At 70.8% G+C, this 21,335-nt stretch carries 24 protein-coding genes; 12 read left to right on the top strand and 12 right to left on the bottom strand.

The window, feature by feature from the left end; translation table 11 throughout:
• Nucleotides 1-141 precede the first annotated feature (141 nt).
• Nucleotides 142-1,095 (top strand): class A beta-lactamase, encoded by a 954-nt coding sequence (gene bla / locus ACWCWD_RS08345; RefSeq protein ID WP_450771190.1) that lies wholly within the window; start codon nucleotides 142-144, stop codon nucleotides 1,093-1,095.
• Between the two features lie 135 nt (nucleotides 1,096-1,230).
• On the opposite strand, the gene ACWCWD_RS08350 is transcribed toward bla, so the two are convergent.
• The 3 genes from ACWCWD_RS08350 to ACWCWD_RS08360 form a co-directional block, all read right to left on the bottom strand.
• Nucleotides 1,231-1,449 (bottom strand): DUF6243 family protein, encoded by a 219-nt coding sequence (locus ACWCWD_RS08350; protein ID WP_450771191.1) that lies wholly within the window; start codon nucleotides 1,447-1,449, stop codon nucleotides 1,231-1,233.
• 221 nt (nucleotides 1,450-1,670) lie between these two features.
• Entirely contained in the window at nucleotides 1,671-1,874 is a 204-nt protein-coding gene (locus ACWCWD_RS08355; protein WP_450771192.1) for a hypothetical protein, read from the bottom strand.
• A 116-nt stretch (nucleotides 1,875-1,990) separates the two neighbouring features.
• Complete coding sequence (locus ACWCWD_RS08360; RefSeq protein ID WP_450771193.1) at nucleotides 1,991-3,373, bottom strand: glycine--tRNA ligase; 1,383 nt, start codon at nucleotides 3,371-3,373, stop codon at nucleotides 1,991-1,993.
• 222 nt (nucleotides 3,374-3,595) lie between these two features.
• Between ACWCWD_RS08360 and ACWCWD_RS08365 the strand changes: the two genes are divergently transcribed.
• The 4 genes from ACWCWD_RS08365 to ACWCWD_RS08380 are packed head-to-tail and all read left to right on the top strand — an operon-like array spanning nucleotide 3,596 to nucleotide 6,865.
• The gene (locus ACWCWD_RS08365) at nucleotides 3,596-4,564 is read left to right on the top strand and encodes a metal ABC transporter substrate-binding protein (RefSeq protein WP_450771194.1); all 969 of its coding nucleotides are present in this window, start codon (nucleotides 3,596-3,598) and stop codon (nucleotides 4,562-4,564) included.
• A 38-nt stretch (nucleotides 4,565-4,602) separates the two neighbouring features.
• Nucleotides 4,603-5,466, top strand: coding sequence for a metal ABC transporter ATP-binding protein (locus ACWCWD_RS08370; protein WP_450771196.1), 864 nt, complete (start codon nucleotides 4,603-4,605; stop codon nucleotides 5,464-5,466).
• Entirely contained in the window at nucleotides 5,466-6,359 is an 894-nt protein-coding gene (locus ACWCWD_RS08375) for a metal ABC transporter permease (RefSeq protein WP_450771197.1), read from the top strand. Before ACWCWD_RS08370 ends, ACWCWD_RS08375 begins: the two co-directional genes overlap by 1 nt.
• 26 nt (nucleotides 6,360-6,385) lie before the next feature.
• Entirely contained in the window at nucleotides 6,386-6,865 is a 480-nt protein-coding gene (locus tag ACWCWD_RS08380; protein WP_450771199.1) for a Fur family transcriptional regulator, read from the top strand.
• Between the two features lie 63 nt (nucleotides 6,866-6,928).
• Here the strand turns inward: ACWCWD_RS08380 and ACWCWD_RS08385 are convergent, their stop codons facing one another.
• The 4 genes from ACWCWD_RS08385 to leuA form a co-directional block, all read right to left on the bottom strand.
• Nucleotides 6,929-7,765, bottom strand: a complete 837-nt coding sequence (locus ACWCWD_RS08385) for an isoprenyl transferase (RefSeq protein ID WP_450771201.1) — start codon at nucleotides 7,763-7,765, stop codon at nucleotides 6,929-6,931.
• Between the two features lie 48 nt (nucleotides 7,766-7,813).
• Entirely contained in the window at nucleotides 7,814-8,560 is a 747-nt protein-coding gene (recO, locus tag ACWCWD_RS08390) for a DNA repair protein RecO (protein WP_327175732.1), read from the bottom strand.
• Nucleotides 8,561-8,732: 172 nt separating this feature from the next.
• Nucleotides 8,733-9,431 carry a TerB family tellurite resistance protein gene (locus ACWCWD_RS08395; RefSeq protein ID WP_450771202.1) on the bottom strand — a complete coding sequence of 233 codons (699 nt, stop codon included), beginning with the start codon at nucleotides 9,429-9,431 and terminating at the stop codon, nucleotides 8,733-8,735.
• 273 nt (nucleotides 9,432-9,704) lie between these two features.
• Nucleotides 9,705-11,489: a 2-isopropylmalate synthase gene (leuA, locus tag ACWCWD_RS08400; protein ID WP_450771203.1), complete on the bottom strand. Its 1,785-nt coding sequence runs from the start codon at nucleotides 11,487-11,489 to the stop codon at nucleotides 9,705-9,707.
• Between the two features lie 294 nt (nucleotides 11,490-11,783).
• On the opposite strand from leuA, the gene ACWCWD_RS08405 reads away from it, so the two are divergent.
• Nucleotides 11,784-12,866: a M4 family metallopeptidase gene (locus ACWCWD_RS08405; protein WP_450771204.1), complete on the top strand. Its 1,083-nt coding sequence runs from the start codon at nucleotides 11,784-11,786 to the stop codon at nucleotides 12,864-12,866.
• Between the two features lie 19 nt (nucleotides 12,867-12,885).
• Nucleotides 12,886-13,152: a protealysin inhibitor emfourin gene (locus tag ACWCWD_RS08410; protein ID WP_450771205.1), complete on the top strand. Its 267-nt coding sequence runs from the start codon at nucleotides 12,886-12,888 to the stop codon at nucleotides 13,150-13,152.
• A gap of 59 nt (nucleotides 13,153-13,211) precedes the next feature.
• On the opposite strand, the gene era is transcribed toward ACWCWD_RS08410, so the two are convergent.
• A complete protein-coding gene (gene era / locus ACWCWD_RS08415; RefSeq protein ID WP_450771206.1) occupies nucleotides 13,212-14,186 on the bottom strand; it encodes a GTPase Era in 975 nt (324 codons plus the stop codon).
• A 113-nt stretch (nucleotides 14,187-14,299) separates the two neighbouring features.
• Here era and ACWCWD_RS08420 point away from each other — a divergent pair, with 113 nt between their 5' ends.
• Nucleotides 14,300-14,635 carry a YnfA family protein gene (locus tag ACWCWD_RS08420; RefSeq protein ID WP_450771207.1) on the top strand — a complete coding sequence of 112 codons (336 nt, stop codon included), beginning with the start codon at nucleotides 14,300-14,302 and terminating at the stop codon, nucleotides 14,633-14,635.
• Between the two features lie 61 nt (nucleotides 14,636-14,696).
• Here the strand turns inward: ACWCWD_RS08420 and ACWCWD_RS08425 are convergent, their stop codons facing one another.
• Both ACWCWD_RS08425 and ACWCWD_RS08430 read right to left on the bottom strand, forming a co-directional pair.
• Complete coding sequence (locus tag ACWCWD_RS08425) at nucleotides 14,697-15,050, bottom strand: cytidine deaminase (RefSeq protein WP_450771208.1); 354 nt, start codon at nucleotides 15,048-15,050, stop codon at nucleotides 14,697-14,699.
• A gap of 32 nt (nucleotides 15,051-15,082) precedes the next feature.
• On the bottom strand, nucleotides 15,083-15,976 hold the full coding sequence (locus ACWCWD_RS08430) for a helix-turn-helix transcriptional regulator (protein ID WP_450771209.1): 894 nt from the start codon (nucleotides 15,974-15,976) through the stop codon (nucleotides 15,083-15,085).
• Between the two features lie 140 nt (nucleotides 15,977-16,116).
• Between ACWCWD_RS08430 and ACWCWD_RS08435 the strand changes: the two genes are divergently transcribed.
• The gene (locus tag ACWCWD_RS08435; protein ID WP_450771211.1) at nucleotides 16,117-17,544 is read left to right on the top strand and encodes an MFS transporter; all 1,428 of its coding nucleotides are present in this window, start codon (nucleotides 16,117-16,119) and stop codon (nucleotides 17,542-17,544) included.
• A 101-nt stretch (nucleotides 17,545-17,645) separates the two neighbouring features.
• The gene (locus ACWCWD_RS08440) at nucleotides 17,646-18,122 is read left to right on the top strand and encodes a GNAT family N-acetyltransferase (RefSeq protein WP_450771212.1); all 477 of its coding nucleotides are present in this window, start codon (nucleotides 17,646-17,648) and stop codon (nucleotides 18,120-18,122) included.
• 70 nt (nucleotides 18,123-18,192) lie between these two features.
• Here the strand turns inward: ACWCWD_RS08440 and ACWCWD_RS08445 are convergent, their stop codons facing one another.
• Both ACWCWD_RS08445 and ACWCWD_RS08450 read right to left on the bottom strand, forming a co-directional pair.
• A complete protein-coding gene (locus tag ACWCWD_RS08445) occupies nucleotides 18,193-18,747 on the bottom strand; it encodes an N-acetyltransferase family protein (RefSeq protein ID WP_450771214.1) in 555 nt (184 codons plus the stop codon).
• The gene (locus ACWCWD_RS08450; RefSeq protein WP_450771216.1) at nucleotides 18,744-19,997 is read right to left on the bottom strand and encodes a helix-turn-helix domain-containing protein; all 1,254 of its coding nucleotides are present in this window, start codon (nucleotides 19,995-19,997) and stop codon (nucleotides 18,744-18,746) included. Before ACWCWD_RS08450 ends, ACWCWD_RS08445 begins: the two co-directional genes overlap by 4 nt.
• A 328-nt stretch (nucleotides 19,998-20,325) precedes the next feature.
• Here ACWCWD_RS08450 and ACWCWD_RS08455 point away from each other — a divergent pair, with 328 nt between their 5' ends.
• A complete protein-coding gene (locus ACWCWD_RS08455) occupies nucleotides 20,326-20,667 on the top strand; it encodes an ATP-binding protein (RefSeq protein ID WP_450771218.1) in 342 nt (113 codons plus the stop codon).
• A 64-nt stretch (nucleotides 20,668-20,731) separates the two neighbouring features.
• Nucleotides 20,732-21,265: a hypothetical protein gene (locus tag ACWCWD_RS08460; protein WP_450771219.1), complete on the top strand. Its 534-nt coding sequence runs from the start codon at nucleotides 20,732-20,734 to the stop codon at nucleotides 21,263-21,265.
• Nucleotides 21,266-21,335 lie beyond the last annotated feature (70 nt).

Raw genomic sequence — 21,335 nt, forward strand, 5'->3', positions numbered from 1 at the left:
CCCCCATTGTCCCGCACGCCCGGGACTCCTCCGCCGGGCCGGTACGTATCCCGCGCCACACCCTGCCCGTGCGCCCCACGCGCCACGCCCGCCCCTGGCGGAACACGGGGTTCCGGCAACGGATGGCTAGCGTCGGGCGGCATGACCTTACGTACCGAACGACGAGAGGTTCCCACCGTGCCGCACCGCTCCCCCGCCCCGCGCCCGTCCCGCCGGAGCCTGCTCACGCTGGCCGGGGCGGCCGGTGCCGCCACGCTGCTCGCGGCCGGGACCGCGCACGCCGCGGCGCCCTCGGGCGGCACCGCGGACCCCGCACGGGACGCGCTGCGGGCCCTGGAGCGGGAGCACGGCGCCAGGGTCGGCGCGTACGCCCGCAATCTCGCCACCGGGCGCACGGTGGCCCACCGCGCCGACGAGCGCTTCCCGCTCTGCTCGACCTTCAAGACGCTCGCGGCGGCGGCCGTCCTGCGCGACCTGGACCGGGACGGCGAGGTGCTGGGCCGGCTGGTCCGCTACACCGAAGCCGACCTGGTCGACGCCTCCGACGTCACCCGGGCCCACCTCGCCACCGGGATGACCGTGGCGGAGCTCTGCGACGCGGCGATCTGCGACAGCGACAACACCGCGGGCAATCTGCTGCTGCGGGAGCTGGGCGGCCCGTCGGGGGTCACCCGCTTCTGCCGGTCGCTCGGGGACCGCACGACCCGGCTGGACCGGTGGGAGACGGAGCTGAACTCGGCCGAGCCCTGGCAGTGGCGGGACACCACCACCCCGTACGCCCTCTCCCGTACGTACGCCCGACTCGTCGTCGGTGACGCGCTCGCACCCGGCGACCGGGAGCGGCTGACCGGCTGGCTGCTGAACTGCCGGACCAGCGCGACCCGCTTCCGGACCGGGCTGCCGAAGGAGTGGACCATCGCCGACAAGACCGGCGGCGGCTCCTACGGCACCTGCAACGACGCGGGCGTCGCCTGGACGGCCGGGGGCGAACCGGTGGTGGTGACGGTACTCACCACCAAGCCGCAGCGGATGGCCGCCGGGGACCACCCGCTGGTGGCGAAGACGGCGGCGGTGCTGGCGGCGGCCGTCGGCTGAGCCGGGCCCCCGGGCCGCCCCCGGGCCGCCCCCGGGCCGCCCCCAGGCCCCGGGCCGCCGCGCCCCGAAACGCCCGTGGGGCCCGGCTCGCCATCACGGCGGTCCGGACCCCACGGCTGTGCTCAGGTCGATGCGTCAGCTCTGGCCCCCGGCGGAGTCCGCCGCCGCGGTGTCCGCCTCCGGGGCGGCGGTCCCGGTGGCGCGCTCGCGCATCTTGCGGACCAGCTCCTGCTTCTTGTCCTCCGCCACCTTGCGGTCGGCGTCGCGGACGGTGCCCGCGCCCTGCTGGTCGGCCCGGGACAGCTTCTTGCGCTGACCGCCGACGCCGAGGAGGTTGTTGCGGCTCTTGGCCATGGTGTTCTCCCATGTGGGGTGAGAAGGGGGGTCCGTGGAACTCACGGATCGATCCGTGGGGCGGCGGGCTCGGAGCTCGTACGGGGTCGTACCCGCTCAGCCCTGCCGCGCGCTCACTCGTAGATCTGGAAGAACGGCATGCCGGAAACCGTACCCCGCTCCCGGAGCGGCCCGCACCGGAGTTTCCGCCGCTCCCCGCCCCGTACACCCCCTGCGGGCGCTCAGGCCCCCGGGTCGATCACCGCCTGGTGGGCCTCGGCGAGGTGCTCCTGCGCCTTCAGCCAGGGCAGGAACTGCGCCGCTTTGCGCCAGTCGCAGGTCGCGCAGGTCAGCAGCCGCTGGACCCCCGACTTCCGCACGTGGACGGTGTGTTCACGGCCGTGCCGGTCCCAGCGGGTGACCTTGCTCTGGGTCGTGGACGCCACGGCGACCTCCGGGGTAGGGGTGCGCCCAGTGTGCGGCGAAGCCCCCGGACCCGTGCGGGGTCCGGGGGCTTCGGAGTGAAACCGTGATGCGTGATGCCCGTGATGGGGGCGGGGCGTCAGCAGCCCAGCAGGCGGGCGCCCAGGTACGCCTGGATCTGGTCCAGGGAGACGCGCTCCTGCTTCATGGTGTCGCGCTCGCGGACGGTCACCGCGTTGTCGTCCAGGGTGTCGAAGTCGACGGTGACGCAGAACGGCGTACCGATCTCGTCCTGGCGGCGGTAGCGGCGGCCGATGGCGCCGGCGTCGTCGAACTCGATGTTCCAGTTCTTGCGCAGGTCGGCCGCGAGGCCCTTGGCCTTCGGCGACAGCTGCGCGTTGCGGGAGAGCGGCAGCACGGCGACCTTGACCGGCGCGAGGCGCGGGTCGAGGCGGAGCACGGTGCGCTTCTCCATGACGCCCTTGGCGTTGGGCGCCTCGTCCTCGACGTAGGCGTCCAGGAGGAAGGCCAGCATCGCGCGGCCGACACCGGCGGCCGGCTCGATGACGTACGGCGTCCACTTCTCGTTGGCCTCCTGGTCGAAGTAGACCAGGTCGGTGCCGGAGGCCTTGGAGTGCGCCTTCAGGTCGTAGTCGGTGCGGTTGGCCACGCCCTCGAGCTCGCCCCACTCGTTGCCGCCGAACTGGAAGCGGTACTCGATGTCGGCGGTGCGCTTGGAGTAGTGGGAGAGCTTCTCCTTCGGGTGCTCGAACCAGCGCATGTTCTCCGCGCGCATGCCGAGGTCCGTGTACCAGTTCCAGCGCTGGTCCATCCAGTACTGCTGCCACTCCTCGTCCTCGCCCGGCTTGACGAAGAACTCCATCTCCATCTGCTCGAACTCGCGGGTGCGGAAGATGAAGTTGCCCGGAGTGATCTCGTTCCGGAAGGACTTGCCCATCTGCGCGATGCCGAACGGCGGCTTCTTGCGGGAAGTCTGGGCCACCTGGCCGAAGTTGGTGAAGATGCCCTGGGCGGTCTCGGGGCGCAGGTAGGCGACCGAGCCGGAGTCCTGGGTCGGGCCGAGGTGGGTGGAGAGCAGGCCCGAGAACTGCTTGGGCTCGGTGAAGGTGCCCTTGTTGCCACAGTTGGGGCAGTTGAGGTCGGCGAGGCCGTTGACCGGCGGCTTGCCGTGCTTCGCCTCGTACGCCTCCTCCAGGTGGTCGGCGCGGTAGCGCTTGTGGCAGGAGGTGCACTCGGTCAGCGGGTCGCTGAAGGTGGCGACGTGACCCGACGCGACCCAGACCTCGGGGGCCAGGATCACCGACGAGTCGAGACCGACCACGTCCTCGCGCGAGGTGACCATGTAGCGCCACCACTGGCGCTTGAGGTTCTCCTTCATCTCCACGCCCAGCGGACCGTAGTCCCAGGCGGCCTTCTGGCCACCGTAGATCTCACTGCAGGGATAGACGAAGCCACGGCGCTTGCTCAGGCTGACGATGGAGTCGATCTTGTCGGCGGCCACGGTGCTCTCTTCATTACGACGGCGAAATGGGACAGAAGCGGCGCTGAGCGCCTCGCTGGGGGGTGGTGCTCAGGAGACGGGCGAGCGAATGCCCAAGATTACCGGCGGGCGCACCCCCCGGATCAAATCGGGGGCCGGAGTGCGCTCCTCACCCCCTCGCGCTTCCGGTCGGTTCATCATCCTTGTTGACAATCGTTTCCAGCTTTGTTGAAAATGGGATTCATGAACGTACGCCGCCTCATACCCGCCATCGCCGTCGCCGGCGCGGTCGCCCTCGGCATCACCGCGCTCTCCGCCTGTTCGGGCCCGGACACGGCCGGCGGGTCGGACGGCAAGCTGGACGTGGTCGCGTCCTTCTACCCGATGCAGTACCTGGCCGAGCAGATCGGCGGCGCCCACGTCTCGGTCACCACGCTGACCAAGCCGGGCGTCGAACCGCACGACCTGGAGCTCAGCCCCCGCCAGATCGGCTCGCTGACCGACGCCGACTACATCCTGTACCTCAAGGGCATCCAGCCCGCCGTGGACGACGCCATCGCCCAGTCCGGCGCGAAGAACACCGTGGACGCCGCGACACTGACCACGATGGAGACGCACGGCGCCGAGGTGGACGGCCACGACCACGGATCCGACGCCGACGAGCACGGAGACTCCGACGAGGAGACGGCCGGCCGCGACCCGCACGTCTGGCTGGACCCGGTGAAGTACGCCGAGGTCGCCCAGGGCGTCGGCAAGTCCCTGGAGAAGGCCGACCCGGACAACGCCGCCGACTACCGCGCGAACACCGACGCGCTGGTCAAGAAGCTGGACGCGCTGAACACGGAGTACGCGGCCGGGCTGAAGTCCACCACCACCAAGACCTTCCTCACCACGCACTCCGCCTTCGGCTACCTCGCCGAGCGCTACGGCCTCACCCAGGAGGGCATCGCCGGAGTCGACCCGGAGGCGGAGCCGAGCCCGGCCCGCATCAAGGACCTCCAGCACATCGCGGAGAAGGAGAACGCCACCACCGTCTTCTTCGAGACGCTCGCCAGCGACAAGACCGCGAAGACCCTCGCGAAGGACACCGGGCTGCGCACCGACGTCCTGGACCCGCTGGAGGGCATCACGAAGAAGTCCGAGGGCCACGACTACATCGAGGTCATGGAGTCCAACCTCGCCGCCCTCCAGAAGGCCCTGGGCGCGAAGTGACCGACCCCACGACCCCCGCGACCGGACCGGAGACGCGCATGGACGAGCCCAGCATTCCCGCCCAGGCCCCCGCCGCCGACAGCACCCCCGCCCCGGCCCCCGCCGCCGCCGGCGGGACCGGCACCGGGGCCGGAAAGCCGGACGCCGAAGCCGTGATCCGGCTCACCGGCGCCACCGCGACCCTCGGCTCCCGCCCCGTCCTGCGCGGGGTGGACCTGGCCGTGCACCGCGGCGAGGTCGTCGCCCTGCTCGGCGCCAACGGCTCCGGCAAGTCCACCGCCGTACGCTCCGCCATCGGCCAGGTCCCCCTCACCGGCGGCACCGTCGAACTCTTCGGCACCCCGCTCCGCCGCTTCCGCCGGTGGGCACGCGTCGGGTACGTACCGCAGCGCACCACCGCCTCGGCGGGGGTCCCCGCGACCGTCCGCGAGGTCGTCTCCTCCGGGCGGCTGTCCCGCACCAAGCTGCGCATCCCCGGCCGCGCCGACCGCGCCGCCGTCGACCGGGCCATCGCCCTCGTCGGCCTCACCGACCGCGCCGGGGACTCGGTGAGCGCCCTCTCCGGCGGACAGCACCAGCGGGTCCTGATCGCCCGCGCCCTGGCCTCCGAGCCCGAGCTGCTGATCATGGACGAGCCGATGGCCGGGGTCGACCTGGCCAGCCAGGAGATCCTCGCCGCCACCCTGCGCGAGCAGGTCGCCGCCGGCACCACCGTGCTGCTGGTCCTGCACGAGCTGGGCCCGCTGGAGCCGCTGATCGACCGCGCGGTCGTGCTGCGCGACGGCTGTGTGACGCACGACGGCCCGCCGCCGCGCTCGGTCGGGCAGCACGCGCTCCCCGGCCACGACCACGTCCACCCCCACGCGGCTTCCGAGCCCGTCCGAACGGGACTGCTGACCTGATGGAATTCCTCGAACCCGCCTTCATGCAGCGCGCGCTGATCGCCGCCGTCCTGGTCGGCATCACCGCCCCCGCCATCGGCATCTACCTCGTCCAGCGCCGCCAGGCCCTCATGGGCGACGGCATCGGGCACATCGCGATGACCGGGGTCGGCCTCGGCTTCCTGCTCTCCACCAGCCCCGTCTGGATGGCCACCGCCGTCGCCGTCGCCGGCGCCGTCGTCATGGAGCTGATCCGCTGGTTCGGCCACACCCGCGGCGACATCGCGCTGGCCATGCTCTTCTACGGCGGCATGGCGGGCGGGGTGCTGCTGATCAACATCTCCGACACCGGCTCGAACGCCAACCTCACCTCGTACCTCTTCGGCTCGCTCTCCACCGTCTCCTCTTCGGACGTGTGGGCGATCACGCTGCTCGCCGCGTTCGTGGTGCTGGTGACCGTGGGGCTGCGCCGCCAGCTCTTCGCGGTCAGCCAGGACGAGGAGTTCGCCCGGGTCACCGGACTGCCGGTGCGGCTGCTGAACCTGCTGATCGCGGTGACGGCCGCCGTGACGGTCACCGTCGCGATGCGGGTCGTCGGCCTGCTGCTGGTCAGCGCCCTGATGGTGGTGCCGGTCGCGGCGGCCCAGCAGGTGTCGAAGTCCTTCCGGCTGACCTTCGTGCTCTCCGTGGTGATCGGCACCGCCGTCACCCTGGCCGGCACCGTCACCTCGTACTACCAGGACGTCCCGCCCGGGGCGACGATCGTGCTGCTGGCCATCGCCGCCTTCGTCGCGCTGACCGCGCTGGCCGCACCGCTGGCCCGCCGCAGGGCCCGTGCACGCAGGGTCGAGGGCGAGAAGTGCACCCTGGAGGTACCGGCCGGTCGCACCGCCGCGGACGACGTGCACGTATGAGGAATTCGCCCGGTCCGGCTGGCACAATGGCCCGACATCTGTACGGGCGACATGAGGAGGCAGCTGTGGCGGCGCCGATCAGTGGCACGAACGCGGCTCCGGTACGGGGGCGGTCCACCCGCCAGCGGGCGGCGGTCGCGGCGGCGCTCGACGAGGTCGACGAGTTCCGCAGCGCCCAGGAGCTGCACGACGTGCTCAAGCACCGTGGCGACTCGGTGGGGCTGACCACCGTCTACCGCACCCTCCAGTCCCTCGCCGACGCGGGCGAGGTGGACGTGCTGCGCACCACCGAGGGCGAGTCGGTCTACCGCCGCTGCTCGACCGGTGAGCACCACCACCACCTGGTCTGCCGGGTCTGCGGCAAGGCCGTGGAGGTGGAGGGCCCGGCCGTGGAGCAGTGGGCCGAGACGATCGCCTCCCAGCACGGCTACGTCAACGTGGCGCACACCGTGGAGATCTTCGGGACCTGCGCGGAGTGCGCGGACTGCGCGGCCGAGAAGCACTGACACGCACGGCACACGGCGAGAGGGGGGAGAACCGGCCACCGGTTCTCCCCCCTCTCGTGGTTCTCACGCCTCGGGCGCGGGCTCCACGGCCGCCGGGGCGGCCTCCTGCGCACCGCCGAAGCGGCGGTCGCGCTGGGCGTACTCCAGGCAGGCGCGCCACAGGTCGCGTCGGTCGAAGTCGGGCCAGAGCACGTCCTGGAAGACCATCTCGGCGTACGCGCTCTGCCAGATCAGGTAGTTGGAGGTGCGCTGCTCGCCGCTGGGGCGGACGAAGAGGTCCACGTCCGGCATGTCCGGGTAGTAGATGTACTTCGCGAACGTCTTCTCGTTGACCTTCGACGGGTCGAGCTTTCCGGCGGCCACGTCCTGGGCGATGCGCTGCGCGGCGTCGGCGATCTCGGCCCGGCCGCCGTAGTTGACGCAGAAGTACAGCGTCATCTTGTCGTTGTCCTTGGTCTGCTCCTGGGCGACCTGGAGCTCCTGGACGACGGACTTCCACAGCTTGGGCATCCGGCCGACCCAGCGGATGCGGATGCCGAGCTCGTCCATCTCGTCGCGGCGGCGGCGGATGACGTCCCGGTTGAAGTTCATCAGGAACTTCACCTCCTCCGGGGACCGCTTCCAGTTCTCGGTGGAGAACGCGTAGAGGGAGAGGTTCTTCACGCCCATCTCGATGCAGCCCTTGAGGACGTCCATCACGACGCTCTCGCCGACCTTGTGGCCCTCGGTGCGCGGCAGGCCGCGTTCCTTGGCCCAGCGGCCGTTCCCGTCCATCACGACGGCCACGTGCTGGGGCACCAGCTCGGCGGGGATCTTCGGGGGCGTCGCACCGGAGGGGTGCGTCTCGGGGGTCTTGTACGTGCGCCGGTTACGGCCGCCGAGGATCCCGCGTACTGCCATGAGCTTCTCTCGTCTCCCTGTGTCGCTCTTCCACGAACGCTGCGAGGGTCACTGTTCCACGTACCGCAGCGAGCGCAGACCGCGCTCCAGATGCCAGTGCAGGTAGGCGGAGACCAGTCCGCTCCCCTCCCTGGCATGCCGTGCCTCGCACGCGTCCGCCGTCGCCCAGTCGCCGCTGAGCAGGGCGCTCAGCAGGGTCAGGGCCTCCGCCGAGGGTACGACGCTGCCGGGCACCCGGCAGTCGGTGCAGACCGCTCCGCCTGCGGCGATGGAGAAGAAACGGTTCGGACCGGGCATTCCGCACCGCGCGCAGTCCTCGAAACTGGGGGCGTAGCCGTTGACGGCGAGGGAGCGCAGCAGGAACGCGTCGAGGATGAGGTGGGGCGCGTGCTCGCCCCGGGCCAGGGTGCGCAGCCCGCCGACGAGGAGGAGGTACTGCTGGACGGCCGGTTCGCCCTCGTGGTCGGTGAAGCGCTCGGCGGTCTCCAGCATCGCGGTGCCGGCGGTGTAGCGGGCGTAGTCGGTGACGATCCGGCCGCCGTACGGGGCGATGGTCTCGCTCTGGGTGCAGAGCGGAAGCCCCCGGCCGATCAGCTCGCTGCCGCGCGCGAAGAACTGCACGTCGACGTGGGAGAAGGGTTCGAGGCGGGCGCCGAACTTGGACTTGGTGCGGCGCACCCCCCGGGCGACCGCGCGCACCCGGCCGTGGCCGCGGGTCAGCAGGGTGATGATCCGGTCGGCCTCGCCCAGTTTCTGCGTACGCAGTACGACGCCGTCGTCCCGGAACAAGCTCATGGACCCATTGTCGCCCACCGGCCCGCGATCGGGCCGGGGGTCCCCGTGAGCGCCCCTGTGCTCCCTCTCACTCCGGCGTACGCGCGGGGAGCGCCCGGGCGTACGCGGGGAGCGCCCGGGGGGCGTCCGGGACACCCAGGGGCCCCAGGGCCCCAGGGGCCCTCAGCGGCGCTCAGGAGGGCGTGCGGGCCGCTTCCGTGAGCAGGCGGGCGGTGTCCTCGGGGCAGATCCGCAGGGCGCGGCCCACGGTCGTCAGGACCTCGCGCTCGGCGGCACCGTACGGGCCGTCGGCCAGCGCGATGCGGGCGCCCTGGAGCAGCACCGACTCGCGGCCCGCCGGGACCAGGTGCTGGGCGAGCGGGGTGAGGACCTCGTGCAGCTCGATGGCGAGCGCCGCACCGCACGCCCCGGCGGCGCCCACGGCGTCGTCGTGGCCGATGTCGGCGGTCAGCACCTCCACGACGGTGAGGAGCTGGTCCTCCGAGCAGTCGTCGAGCCCGGCCTCGCGGACGGTGTGCGCGGCGGTCTCCAGGGCGGTGCGCGGGGTGCCGCCCGAGGCGAGGACGGCCAGCGCGACCGTATGCACGGCCTCCCGGAGCATGGTGGAGAACCGGGTGGTGGTGGGGTGTTCCAGCGCCTCGGTGCCGAAGTGGGCGCCGCAGTCGGCGCACTCCACGACGGGGCCCGTCCCGCCGCGCCGCAGCAGCGGCACTCCGAGCACGGTGAGCCTGCGGCGGCCGGTGAGGCGGCGGTAGTTGCGGTCCCCGCCGCAGTCCTGGCAGAAGAACTCGCCGTCGCCGACGACGTCCCATGCGGTGCGGAGGCCGTAGAGACCTGTTCTCAGGGCGCGTTGTCCTTTGGCTGACCGCACGTCGCACACCTCCGTAACGCTCCGGCAACATTGCCGTGTGTTGCACGTGATGTTAGCCACATGCGCGCGGCGGCGTCATCACCCTCACTGTCACAACACCCGGAAATGGCTGAACCCCGCCCACCCGGAACGGGCGGACGGGGTTCGGCGAACCGTGCTTCACCGGATCAACCGGACATGCGTACGGGGTGTACTCCCGTACGTCACCGGACCGGTGGGAAACCGGCGGGGATGCCGGGCGACGGCGTCAACCGGCCACCGCGCGGCACTGACTCAGCGGCCCGCGCGGTTGACGGCGGAGACGACCGCCTTGAGCGAGGCCCGGGTGGTGTTGGCGTCGATGCCGATGCCCCACAGGACCTTGCCGTCGATCGCGCACTCGATGTAGGAGGCGGCCTGCGAGCTGGCGCCCTCGCTCATGGTGTGCTCGGTGTAGTCCAGCAGGCGCGCGTCGATGCCGATGCCCGCCAGCGCCTCGAAGAAGGCGGAGATCGGGCCGTTGCCGGTACCGGTCAGCACGGTGTCGGTGCCGTCCACGGTGGCCTCGACGGTCAGGGTGTCCCGGCCGTCCTTGTCGGTGGTGGTCTGGCCCGAACGGATCTGGACGCGTCCCCAACGGGCGGCGGCGTCGTCGGCGTTGGGCAGGTACTCGTCCTCGAAGGCCGACCAGATCTGCGCCGGGGTGACCTCGCCGCCCTCGGCGTCGGTCTTGGCCTGGATGATCCGGGAGAACTCGATCTGCATCCGGCGCGGCAGGTCCAGCTTGTGGTCGTTCTTCAGGACGTACGCGATACCGCCCTTGCCGGACTGCGAGTTGACGCGGATCACGGCCTCGTAGGAGCGGCCGACGTCCTTCGGGTCGATCGGCAGGTACGGGACGGCCCACTCGATGTCGTCGACCGTCTTGCCCCGGGCGGCCGCGTCGGCCTCCATGGCGTCGAAGCCCTTCTTGATGGCGTCCTGGTGGGAGCCCGAGAAGGAGGTGTAGACGAGGTCGCCCGCGTAGGGGTGGCGCGGGTGGACCTCCATCTGGTTGCAGTACTCGCTGGTGCGGCGGATCTCGTCGATCTGCGAGAAGTCGATCTGCGGGTCGACGCCCTGGGAGAAGAGGTTCATGCCCAGGGTGACCAGGTCGACGTTGCCGGTGCGCTCGCCCTGGCCGAACAGGCAGCCCTCGACACGGTCGGCGCCGGCCATCAGCGCCAGTTCGGCGGCGGCGACGGCGGTGCCGCGGTCGTTGTGCGGATGGACCGACAGGCAGACGAACTCACGGCGGGACAGGTTGCGCCCCATCCACTCGAACCGGTCCGCGTGCGTGGACGGCGTCGAACGCTCCACGGTGGCGGGCAGGTTGAGGATGATCTCGCGTCCCTCCTCCGGCTGCCACACGTCGCAGACGGCCTCGCAGACCTCCAGGGCGAAGTCCAGCTCGGTGTCGGTGAAGATCTCGGGGCTGTACTGGTAACCGAAGATCGTGTCGCCGCCCAGGATCTTCTCGGCGTACTCCATGACCAGCCGGGTGCCGTCCACCGCGATCTGCTTGACCTGCTCCTTCGAACCGCGGAAGACCACACGGCGGAAGGTGGGGGCGGTGGCGTTGTACAGGTGGACGGTGGCCCGGTGCGCGCCGCGCAGCGACTCGATGGTCCGCTCGATCAGTTCCTCGCGGGACTGGGTCAGGACGGAGATCGTCACGTCCTCGGGGATCGCGCCCTCTTCGATGATGGAGCGTACGAACGCGAAGTCGGTCTCGCCGGAGGCCGGGAAGCCGACCTCGATCTCCTTGTAGCCCATCTTCACGAGCAGGTCGAACATCTCGCGCTTGCGGGCCGGGGACATCGGGTCGATCAGGGCCTGGTTGCCGTCGCGCAGGTCGGTGGAGAGCCAGCGGGGTGCCACCGTGATCCGCTTGTCCGGCCAGGTGCGGTCGGGGATCTCGACCGCTTCGTACTGGCCGTACTTGTGGATCGGCATTCCGGAAGTCTTCTGGAGCTGCGTCGCGTTGGTGATCGGCGTGGGACGGCCGACAGAATTACCGGAAATGTTCACGGTGGTCATGACGTGGGGCTCCTCGGGGTCCAGCTGGTGGGACGGCCGACTGTGTCGCTGCAGCACCAGACTCCGCGGGGAGGGGGTCGGCCTACGACTACAGGCCCTCGCCGCGGCAGCTAAGGAGAAGCAGCCCGAAACGCATGATGCGACGAGAGTAACCGAGAGGTGCGCGGGACGCCGGTCCGTATCAGTATGCGGGACCGTGCACACATGACGAGTAAACAGTGATGCATCACTCTATTTCGTCAATTGCCGTCGCAACCAGTGACAGAGCGATGACAGAGTGCCACAGTCATTTGCATGATCTCTCGATCCCACGACGGTTCCGGTATCCACCCCGTCTTCTGCACCATCGTGCCGCCGCACCTCCTCGACCAGCTGGCGCAGTCCGACAACCCCGCGGTCGCCGATCCCGCCCGGCGGACCCTCGACGCGGACGGCGCCCGCCGCACCCTGCGCCACGCGGCTTCGCTGGCGGGCACCGCCCCGGCCCCGGCCACCGCGGGCGCCGTGCCCAGCAAGCCCCGCCGCACCATCTACGACTGCCGCCACCACACGCTCCTGCCCGGACGCAAGGTCCGCGGCGAGGGCGACGACCCCACCGGCGACGCCAGCGTCAACCGCGCGTACGCCGGATTCGGCGCCACCTTCGACCTGTTGCTCTCCGCCTACGGCCGCAGCTCGCTCGACGGTAAGGGGATGCGGCTCATCGGCTCGGTCCACTACGACCGGGACTACAACAACGCCTTCTTCGACGGCCAGCAGATGGTCTTCGGCGACGGCGACGGCGAGGTCTTCCTCGACTTCACGCTCTCCATCGACGTGATCGGCCACGAGCTGGCGCACGGTCTCACCCAGCACACCGCCAACCTCGTCTACGAGGGCCAGTCCGGCGCGCTCAACGAATCCGTCTCGGACGTCTTCGGCTCCCTGGTCAAGCAGTACTCCCTGGGGCAGAGCGCCGAGCAGGCCGACTGGCTGATCGGCGCGGGGCTGCTCGCCCCCGGGGTCACCGGGGAGGGGCTGCGCTCGATGAAGGCGCCGGGCACCGCGTACGACGACGACGTGCTCGGCAAGGACCCGCAGCCCGCCTCGATGGAGGACTACATCGAGACCGACGACGACAACGGCGGCGTCCACCTCAACTCCGGCATCCCCAACCGCGCCTTCTACCTCGCCGCCTCCGCCCTCGGCGGTAACGCCTGGGAGCGGGCCGGCCAGATCTGGTACGACGTACTGACCGGCGGCGAGCTGACCGCGACGGCGGACTTCGCGGACTTCGCCCGGCTCACCGTGGCGGCGGCCCGCGACCGCTTCGGCGACGGGGACGAGCGCGAGGCCGTGATCAAGGGGTGGTCGGAAGTGGGCGTACCGACCGCGTGAGCCGGTCAGTATGGGTCCCATGCGCATTCAAGTGAGCAGGACCGGCGGGTTCGCCGGCCTCTCCCGCCGGGGTGAGATCGACACGTCCGGGCGTGAGGACGCCGCCGCCTGGGAGTCCCTGGCCCGTTCCGCGCTCGCGGAGGGGGCCGGGTCCCCGCCGGCGGGGGTGCCGGACGGCTTCCGGTACACGATCACCGTCGACGGGCGGTCCGTGCACTGCGCGGACCCTGATCTGACCGACGACCAGCGCACGCTGGTCTCACGCGTCCTCCGCGAGGGGGCGTGAGACCGGCGGCGCGCCGGCGGCGCTGACAGAAAGGCCGGCAGAACGGCCGGCGGGGCGGCTCAGAAGCCGAGCTTGCGCAGCTGCTTCGGGTCGCGCTGCCAGTCCTTGGCGACCTTGACGTGCAGATCGAGGAAGACCGGCGTGCCGAGCAGCGCCTCGATCTGCTTGCGGGACTTGGTCCCGACGTCCTTCAGCCGCTGCCCCTTGGGGCCGATGATGATGCCCTTCTGGCTGGGGCGCTCGATGTAGACGTTGGCGTGGATGTCCAGCAGCGGCTTGTCCGCCGGACGGTTCTCGCGGGGCAGCATCTCCTCGACGACGACCGCGATGGAGTGCGGCAGCTCGTCGCGTACGCCTTCGAGCGCGGCCTCACGGATCAGCTCCGCGACCATGACCTGCTCGGGCTCGTCGGTGAGGTCGCCCTCCGGGTAGAGCGGCGGGCTCACCGGCAGCAGCGGGGCGATCAGGTCGGCGAGCAGCCCGACCTGCTCGTCCTTGACCGCCGAGACGGGCACGATCTCGGCCCATTCAAAACCGAGCTCCTGGCCCAGCTGGGAGACGGCCAGCAGCTGTTCGGCGAGCGCCCGGGAGTCGACCAGGTCCGTCTTGGTGATGACCGCGATCTTCGGGGTCTTCTTGATGGCGGCGAGTTCCTTGATGATGAACTTGTCGCCGGGGCCGAGCTTCTGGTCGGCGGGCAGGCAGAAGCCGATGACGTCGACCTCGGCCCAGGTGGTCCGCACGACGTCGTTCAGCCGCTCGCCGAGCAGGGTGCGCGGCTTGTGGAGTCCCGGGGTGTCGACCAGGATCAGCTGCGCGTCGTCACGGTGCACGATGCCGCGCACGGTGTGCCGGGTGGTCTGGGGGCGGTTGGACGTGATCGCCACCTTCTGCCCGACCAGAGCGTTCGTGAGGGTGGACTTGCCCGCGTTGGGGCGGCCCACGAAGCAGGCGAAACCGGCCCGGTGGGGGGCGGTGTCCGTGGCCTGCCGCGCAGCGGCTTCGGGGTTCGGTCGAGCGCTCATGGCGCCCATTGTCCCCGATCGCGGCGGCCCGGCGCACAACGGTCGCCCGCCCGGCCCGGCGACGCGTACCCCCGGACCCTCGCACGGCCACCCGCGCCTGCGCCCGGGATAGCGTGCCCTCCATGCTCGTCGCCCGCTCCGCCGCCCTCTTCGTCGTCGCCGCCCTCTTCGAGATCGGGGGTGCCTGGCTGGTCTGGCAGGGCATCCGCGAGCACCGGGGCTGGGCCTGGATCGGCGCGGGGGTGATCGCCCTCGGGGTGTACGGGGCGGTGGCGACGCTGCAGAACGACGACAACTTCGGCCGCATCCTCGCCGCTTACGGCGGGGTCTTCGTGGCCGGCTCGATCGCCTGGGGCATGGTCGCGGACGGCTACCGCCCGGACCGCTGGGACATCGCGGGCGCGCTGATCTGCCTCGCCGGCATGGCCGTGATCATGTACGCGCCCAGGGGGCACTGACCCGATCACGGCCGGCCCGCCTCAGTCGGGGGACCTGCGGGACGTGGGCGAAGTCACGGTGTCACCCCGCGGTGACCCGCACCCGCACGTTCCCGTCCGGACCCGCGAGGAACACCGGGGTGTCCGCCCCGCCGAGGTCGCGCACCGCCGCCCGGTCCTCGTCGGAGGGGGCCTCGGCGTCCGAGACCACGGCTGCGGCTTCGAGCGAGGTGGCCCCGCTGGCCACGGCCATCGCCACGGCGGTCTGGAGGGCCGTGAGCCGCAGCGACTCCAGGGCCACCGTGCCCGCCACGTACGTACGTCCCGTCTCGTCCCGTACGGCCGCGCCCTCCGGCACTCCGTTGCGGGCGCGGGCGCTGCGCGCCAGGGTGACGATCTTGCGGTCCTCGGCCCCGAGGTCGGTGCTGTCTGTCATGTGCCGAGCATACGAACCGTGTGGCGCGCGCCTCATCCCGGTACCGGGTACATCGCGTCGCGCCGCCCCTCCGGGGACGCCAGCCACTTGAGCCGCTCCTCGGTGCCGGTGCCGGGCAGCGGGGTGTGCAGCACGATCGCCAGGTCCGGGCGGGCGGGCACCCGCAGCTGGGTGGACTCCACCTGGAGCGTTCCGGCCGTCGGATGCTCCAGCTCCTTGCGCATCTGCCCGCCGGGCGCGATGTCGCGCTGCTCCCAGAGCGCGGCGAACTCGGAACTGGCCTCCTTCGCCTCGGCGACGACGGCCTGGAAACCCTCGTCCTCCGGGTTCTCCGAACAGCCCGCGCGGAACTGGGCGACGACCATAGGGGCGATCTGCTCCCAGGTCGTGGCGCGGGACCGGTAGACGTCGTCGGTGAAGAAGGAGATCAGACAGTTCTGCACGATGCCGGGGCGCAGCCCGAGGACCAGGGAAGCGGCGTCGTTGTAGAGGATGACGTTCCAGTACCGGTCCATGATGTGCGCCGGGAACGGCATCCACGCGTCGATGAGCCGCCGCAGCCCCTCGCACATGTCGGCGTCGGCGGGATCGACCTCGGGGGCGGGCGGGTTGAGCCCGGCCAGGACGTACAGATGGCGGCGCTCCGCGCTGGTGAGCCGCAGGACGCGCGCCACCGAGTCCAGCACCTGCGGGGAGACGGTGATGTCGCGCCCCTGCTCCAGCCACTGGTACCAGGAGACCCCGACGCCCGCGAGGACGGCGACCTCCTCCCGGCGCAGCCCCGGGGTGCGGCGGCGCGCACCGCCGTCGGGGAGGCCGGCGAGGGCCGGGGTGACCCGGGCCCGGCGGCTCATCAGGAACTCCCGCAGCTCGGCGAGCCGGTGGGCCTTGGCGTTGTCCGTCGTCGAACGGGCCGGTGTCGCCACGTCACTCCCCCTGGGTCTGCGCACGGTGCCAACCGGGCGGCGCCAGTCGGCGGTGCGAGCTGGTCGCACCAACTGGTGTTCGTACCAACAGGATAAGGAGCGTCTCCCCACCCCTGTCCCGTGCGACCGAAGGTTGGGACATGGCGATCGAATCACCTCCCGAGGCCACCGGCACCCCCGGTCCCGCTGCCCCCTCGCTCCCGCACACGACCCGTCCCGCCCGGCTCTCCGGCCGGTCCCGGCTGATCCTCATGGTCCTCTGCGCCGCCCAGTTCATGGTGGCGCTCGACTTCTCCGTACTGAACGTGGCGCTGCCCGCACTCGGCACCGACCTCGGGCTGAGCACCTCCCAGCTCCAGTGGGCCATCACCGCGTTCGCCCTGCCGTCCGGCGGATTCCTGCTGCTCTTCGGCCGGATCGGCGACCTGTACGGGCGGCGCCGGCTCTTCCTCACCGGTCTGGTCGTGTTCGGCGCGGCCTCGCTGCTGGCCACGCTCGCCTGGAACCCGGCGGCGTTCCTCGCCGGACGCGCCCTGCAGGGCCTCGGCGCCGCCGCGATCGTGCCCACCGGGATGTCGCTGCTGACCACCACGTTCCGGGAGGGCCCTGAGCGCGACCGGGCGCTGGGCATCAGCGGCACGCTGCTCTCCCTCGGCTTCACCGTGGGCATGGTGGCGGGCGGCGTACTCACCGACACACTGGGCTGGCGCTCCACCATGGGCCTGCTGGCGCTCGCCTCGATCGGCGTCCTGACCCTGGCCCCGAAGGCGCTGACGGAGTCCCGCACCCCGCACCGGCCCAAGCTGGACGTACCGGGCGCGGTCACCGTCACGGGCGGGCTGCTGGCCCTGATCTACGCACTGTCGACCGCCGCCCAGGACGGCTTCGGGCACACCGACGTCCTGCTCACGCTGGTCCTCGGAGTGGCACTGCTGGTGACGTTCGCGGTGGTGGAGTCGCGGGCCGCCGAACCGCTGGTCTCGCTGCCGATGCTGCGCCGCCGGACCGTGGCGTTCGGCAACCTCGGCGGACTGCTGACCTTCGCCCTGATGTCCACCGTGGTCTTCGTGCTCACGCTCTACCTCCAGGACGTACTGGGCCTGTCGGCCTTCGCCACCGGGCTGGTCTTCGGGGTGCAGGGGCTGCTGTCGGCGGTGGCCGGTACGTACGCCCCCCGGGTCATCGGCCGCTTCGGTGCCCGCCGCACGCTGGTCGGCTCGCTGCTCGGCCAGGGCGCCTTCGTCGCCCTGCTGCTGGCCCTGGGCGAGCATGGCGGCGTGCTGGTCGCCACGGTCGGCGTCTCGCTGGCGAGCATGTGCCACCTGGGCGCGATCGTGAGCTACGGCCTCGCGGTGACCTCCGGCGTCCCGGACGCCGAACAGGGCCTGGCCACCGGCCTGGTCACCACGACCCAGCAGGTCGGCCTGACCCTCGGCATCCCGCTGCTGGGCGTGCTCGCCACGACGCAGGACGAGCTGTTCACGGGGGTCCGCACGGTCATGGCCCTCGACGCGGCGCTGCTGCTGGTCGGCGCGGCGGTCGTGGCGGCGGGACTGCGGCGGCGTTGAGGCAGGCGGGGCCGGCCCACCCACCACGGATGAACGGCCCCTGACCAGTTCACCGGTCAGGGGCCGTCGGGTGTCAGTGCCGGCTGGCAGACTCCGCCGGTATGAGCGATCAGGTGAGTCTGAGAGATGTCGAACTCGGCGATCTGGACGAGTTCCTCGCGCAGGAGCACGATCCCGAGTCCGCACGACGGTCGAAGTTCCCGCCCCGGGAACGGGATGTCTTCATGACCCACTGGAAGACGAAGGTTCTCGGCGACCCCACCGTCTTCGTGCAGGCCATCACGGTCGACGGAGAGCTGGCGGGCAACGTGGTGGCCTGGTGGCACGGGGAACAGCGCTTCATCGGGTACTGGCTCGGCAGGGCGTACTGGGGCCGGGGCATCGGCACCCGGGCGCTGGCGCTGTTCCTGGAGCGGGAACCCGCCCGTCCCCTGTACGCCGATCCCTACGCCGGGAACACCGGCTCGGTGCGGCTGCTGGAGAAGCAGGGCTTCCGGCGTACCGGGACGGTCCGGTACGGCGAGAACGAGCACGTCATGCTGGTGCTGGACGGGAGCCCCGGGCAGGCCCAGTCCTAGCTTCCGGGGCGGCTTCGGCGGGCCGGTACCGTGCCTTCGGTCCACGCCCGGGCGTTGCCGCGTACGAGGGCTACCGCTGGCGTACGGGCCTGGTCATGGAGGCAAACACAGGGGAGTCGGAGAACGGCTGCTGGTCGCCGACCTTCCGGTAGCCCCAGGCTTCGTACCTGGCGAGGACGGCGCCGTTCCCAGCCGCAGGGTTGACGAGGAGAGTGACGCGCTCTTCCTTGCGCTGAGCAAGCCATGCCTCGTGAATCTGCCAGGCGACGCCGCGCCCTCGCCAAGGCTTGCGAACCACGATCTCGTTCAGGGCGACAGTACGGGTGCCGTCCTCTTCTGCGTATCCGTCCGGCAGTGGTGTGGTCATCGCGGACCACCAGCGGGTGTCAGGGCCGAGCGGCACACCGAACGCGAAACCGACAGGCCTGCCGTCCTCGTAGCCGACGGTTGCGGCCCAGCCCGGCCGTGACGCGTAGCTGCTGAGACGTTCGTCGAATCGCGCGACGTCGTAGAAAGGCCCGGTGAGTCCGAAGTCGTTGTGCCGGACCTCGACATGGATGTCCAGGAGGGCCTGCCGGATCTCGGAGAGCTGGTCTGCGGCGTAGTGGCGGATCTCGACGGTCACAGGGGGCCCTTTCTGCTGCCGTACTGCTCTTTCCAGGATTCCGTTGCCTGAGCGCGGGGGGCACGGCCGGCCAGCTCGCGGGTGAACGTGCCGAGCAGTCTCTCGATGCGCCCGGTCAGTGAATCACTCACGGGATCTTGCAGTACAGAGGTGGCAGTCGAGCAGGCCAGCTCCACATCGCCTTGACGAAGTTGGGAGAGCGCCAGGTGGGTCGAGTAGAACCACCGGTTTCTGACGTAGGTGGGACGCAACTCGCCCAGGGTCCGGTGGAAATGAGCTTCGGCCTCGTCGTGGCGGCCCAGCCGGGACATGGCGAGCCCCGTCAGGCCGCTCAACTCGGACTGATCGTAGAAGGCCATCCACGTGGGCCGCAGCTCACTCCTGTCTGCTCGGAGGAAGGCGTCGACGGCACTGTCCAGGCTGCGTCTTGCCGAACGCTCGTCACCCGCTTCCGCCTGAACGCCTGCGAGCCGTGCGGCCGCGAGCGATCGGGCAAGCGGGTCCTTCCGGCAGGTGGAGGACGCCCGGCCGGCTTCCGCTGCGGCCAGAGCATCGTGTGGGCTGTTCGTCTGCATCGAGAGCACCGATGCGTGTCCCCAGAGACGCAGCTGGATGTCCGCGTTACCTGAGAGACCGGCCAGACGCATGGCCCGTTCGAAGTGGCCCTCCGCCCGGTCGGGCTGGTAGGCGTCGAGGGCTGCCCACATGGCGGTGCCGGTGAACGCCGCAGCGAGGTAGTACAGCCGCTGGCGGACACGCTGGCTGGCGGAGCCGACCGCTTGCAACTCCATGGCGTGGTGGGCGAAGGCTACAGCTCTGGTCTCAAGGCTGACCGTGCCGCCGTGAGAGTTGTCGGCGGCCACGAGCCCCGCGAACGCGGCATCGAGGCGGTCCACATCAGCCATGCCGATGCGGGGGCCCGGAGTGGGCGGAAGGGCAGCTGCGGCGGCGATCCCCGCTGCCGCGCCGGCGAAGGTGCGTCGCAGCACGCTTTCCTCCGATGGGGTAGGGCTGGGCTGGTCAAACCCTAAGTCCTTGATCGAGCAGTCGAAGACGTGCTCCAGGGCGACCCGGGTGCGACCGATCGGGCGGCGCGTACGGCCGTGGAGCAGGTTCCAGATCGTACGAACAGACACGTTCCCGGTGCTGCCCGTGATCTGCCGCAGCGCGACATTCATCTCCTCGGCCAACTGTTCCTGCGTGTAGCCGAGTTCGATCATCTTCTGCGCGAGCGCCCGGTTGGGGGTCATGCGGCCGACCGTACCGCGATGCCATTCGTCATGTCGCAAATCCGAAAGGTAAAGATTTCCGGTTCCCTGCGCGAAGTCCGCGCAGAACTATTCGTGTTGAACCTCCGACGGGAGTCGTTGAATGAAGGGGAAGCACCTCCTGGCCACTTATCTGGCCGCACCGGGAAGGGCACAGAATGAGCCGGTTCCGAAGCACGTCCTGTAGTGCCACTGCCTCTCGCGATGGAGCGCCGCATCCTCGCGGTGCGACCAGCCTGGGCATGGCTGTTTTTCCCCGTTCGCTTTCCCGCACCGCTACGTGGCCGTTGTCACTCGGGACACCCGACTGGTGAGCGAGCAGCGTCACTTGGTCGCGGAGCGTCTGGCGCGGTGGGGTGTCGGTAGCGGCAGTTCGGCCGACGCCGTCCTGATCGTGAGCGAACTCCTGTCCAACGCGATGCTGTACGGGCAGTCGAACCAGATCGGCGTGTCCGTCTCGTCCTCGCCGCAGGAGACCCGCATCGAGGTGGACGACCACACCCCGGGAACGTGGCCGGCGCGAGCCTGCGCGACGGATGAGGACGAGAACGGGCGCGGACTCCTCCTCGTGAAGGCGCTGAGCGACGCGTGGGGCATCGGCCGGAACGGTGCCCTCGTCTGGTGCACCGTCTCCACGGAGGATGCACCGTGACGACCTCGCCGAGCCCGACCACCTCCGCAGCGGCCTTCACCGACCCACTCGACGGCAGGACGCCATGAGCCAGCCCCCATCCCGGACATTGCCTCCGGCTTGCCGTATCCGTGGCCTCGCCTGGATACCGAACGAGCACGGCGACGTCCTGACCGTGCTGGTGAACGCCAGGAGGAGGGACGGGTACCACCTGCTTCCGGGCGGCCCGGTCGACGACTACGAGTCGAGCCTCATCTCGATGGCCTACAACGTCCGGCACCAGACGGGTATCGAGCCGTTGCCGCTCGGGCTCCTCGGAACCGACTGGGTGCCGCGCCTCCCGGTCGAGCTCGGGGTTGAGGCCATGGGCCAGGACTTCGTCTACCTCTGCGCCCCGGTCAGCAGCGACACCGACATCGCTCCGCCTCGGGCACCGGAGGGCGGCGAGTTGGAGGTGTCGGGGTACGCGTGGCTCAACCCCGAGACGGCCCGCACCTGCATGAGCCCGAACCAGTACCGCCGGTTTCGCTGGATGTGGAGCGCCTGGAGGAGCAGCTCGATCGTCGTGCTCCAGGGCGGACGTCCCGCACTCGGTGAACCCAGCGGGGCGAGGCTCTGATCCCCCACTCCGACACGGAGCCTGGTACGCCCCCGGCCCCTGAGCCGCCCGCAGTCGGCCGCCTTCGGGC

It is taken from the genome of Streptomyces sp. NPDC001493 (assembly GCF_053597235.1).

Coding starts and splice junctions, on each gene's coding strand:
- ACWCWD_RS08365 (WP_450771194.1), top strand. CDS start 3,596: ATGAACGTACGCCGCCTCATACCCGCCATCGCCGTCGCCGGCGCGGTC.
- ACWCWD_RS08435 (WP_450771211.1), top strand. CDS start 16,117: ATGGCGATCGAATCACCTCCCGAGGCCACCGGCACCCCCGGTCCCGCT.
- ACWCWD_RS08385 (WP_450771201.1), bottom strand. CDS start 7,765: ATGGCAGTACGCGGGATCCTCGGCGGCCGTAACCGGCGCACGTACAAG.
- leuA (WP_450771203.1), bottom strand. CDS start 11,489: ATGACCACCGTGAACATTTCCGGTAATTCTGTCGGCCGTCCCACGCCG.
- bla (WP_450771190.1), top strand. CDS start 142: ATGACCTTACGTACCGAACGACGAGAGGTTCCCACCGTGCCGCACCGC.
- era (WP_450771206.1), bottom strand. CDS start 14,186: ATGGGCGCCATGAGCGCTCGACCGAACCCCGAAGCCGCTGCGCGGCAG.
- ACWCWD_RS08420 (WP_450771207.1), top strand. CDS start 14,300: ATGCTCGTCGCCCGCTCCGCCGCCCTCTTCGTCGTCGCCGCCCTCTTC.
- ACWCWD_RS08370 (WP_450771196.1), top strand. CDS start 4,603: ATGGACGAGCCCAGCATTCCCGCCCAGGCCCCCGCCGCCGACAGCACC.
- ACWCWD_RS08405 (WP_450771204.1), top strand. CDS start 11,784: ATGATCTCTCGATCCCACGACGGTTCCGGTATCCACCCCGTCTTCTGC.
- ACWCWD_RS08460 (WP_450771219.1), top strand. CDS start 20,732: ATGAGCCAGCCCCCATCCCGGACATTGCCTCCGGCTTGCCGTATCCGT.
- ACWCWD_RS08410 (WP_450771205.1), top strand. CDS start 12,886: ATGCGCATTCAAGTGAGCAGGACCGGCGGGTTCGCCGGCCTCTCCCGC.
- ACWCWD_RS08440 (WP_450771212.1), top strand. CDS start 17,646: ATGAGCGATCAGGTGAGTCTGAGAGATGTCGAACTCGGCGATCTGGAC.
- recO (WP_327175732.1), bottom strand. CDS start 8,560: ATGAGCTTGTTCCGGGACGACGGCGTCGTACTGCGTACGCAGAAACTG.
- ACWCWD_RS08375 (WP_450771197.1), top strand. CDS start 5,466: ATGGAATTCCTCGAACCCGCCTTCATGCAGCGCGCGCTGATCGCCGCC.
- ACWCWD_RS08350 (WP_450771191.1), bottom strand. CDS start 1,449: ATGGCCAAGAGCCGCAACAACCTCCTCGGCGTCGGCGGTCAGCGCAAG.
- ACWCWD_RS08450 (WP_450771216.1), bottom strand. CDS start 19,997: ATGACCCCCAACCGGGCGCTCGCGCAGAAGATGATCGAACTCGGCTAC.
- ACWCWD_RS08425 (WP_450771208.1), bottom strand. CDS start 15,050: ATGACAGACAGCACCGACCTCGGGGCCGAGGACCGCAAGATCGTCACC.
- ACWCWD_RS08380 (WP_450771199.1), top strand. CDS start 6,386: ATGGCCCGACATCTGTACGGGCGACATGAGGAGGCAGCTGTGGCGGCG.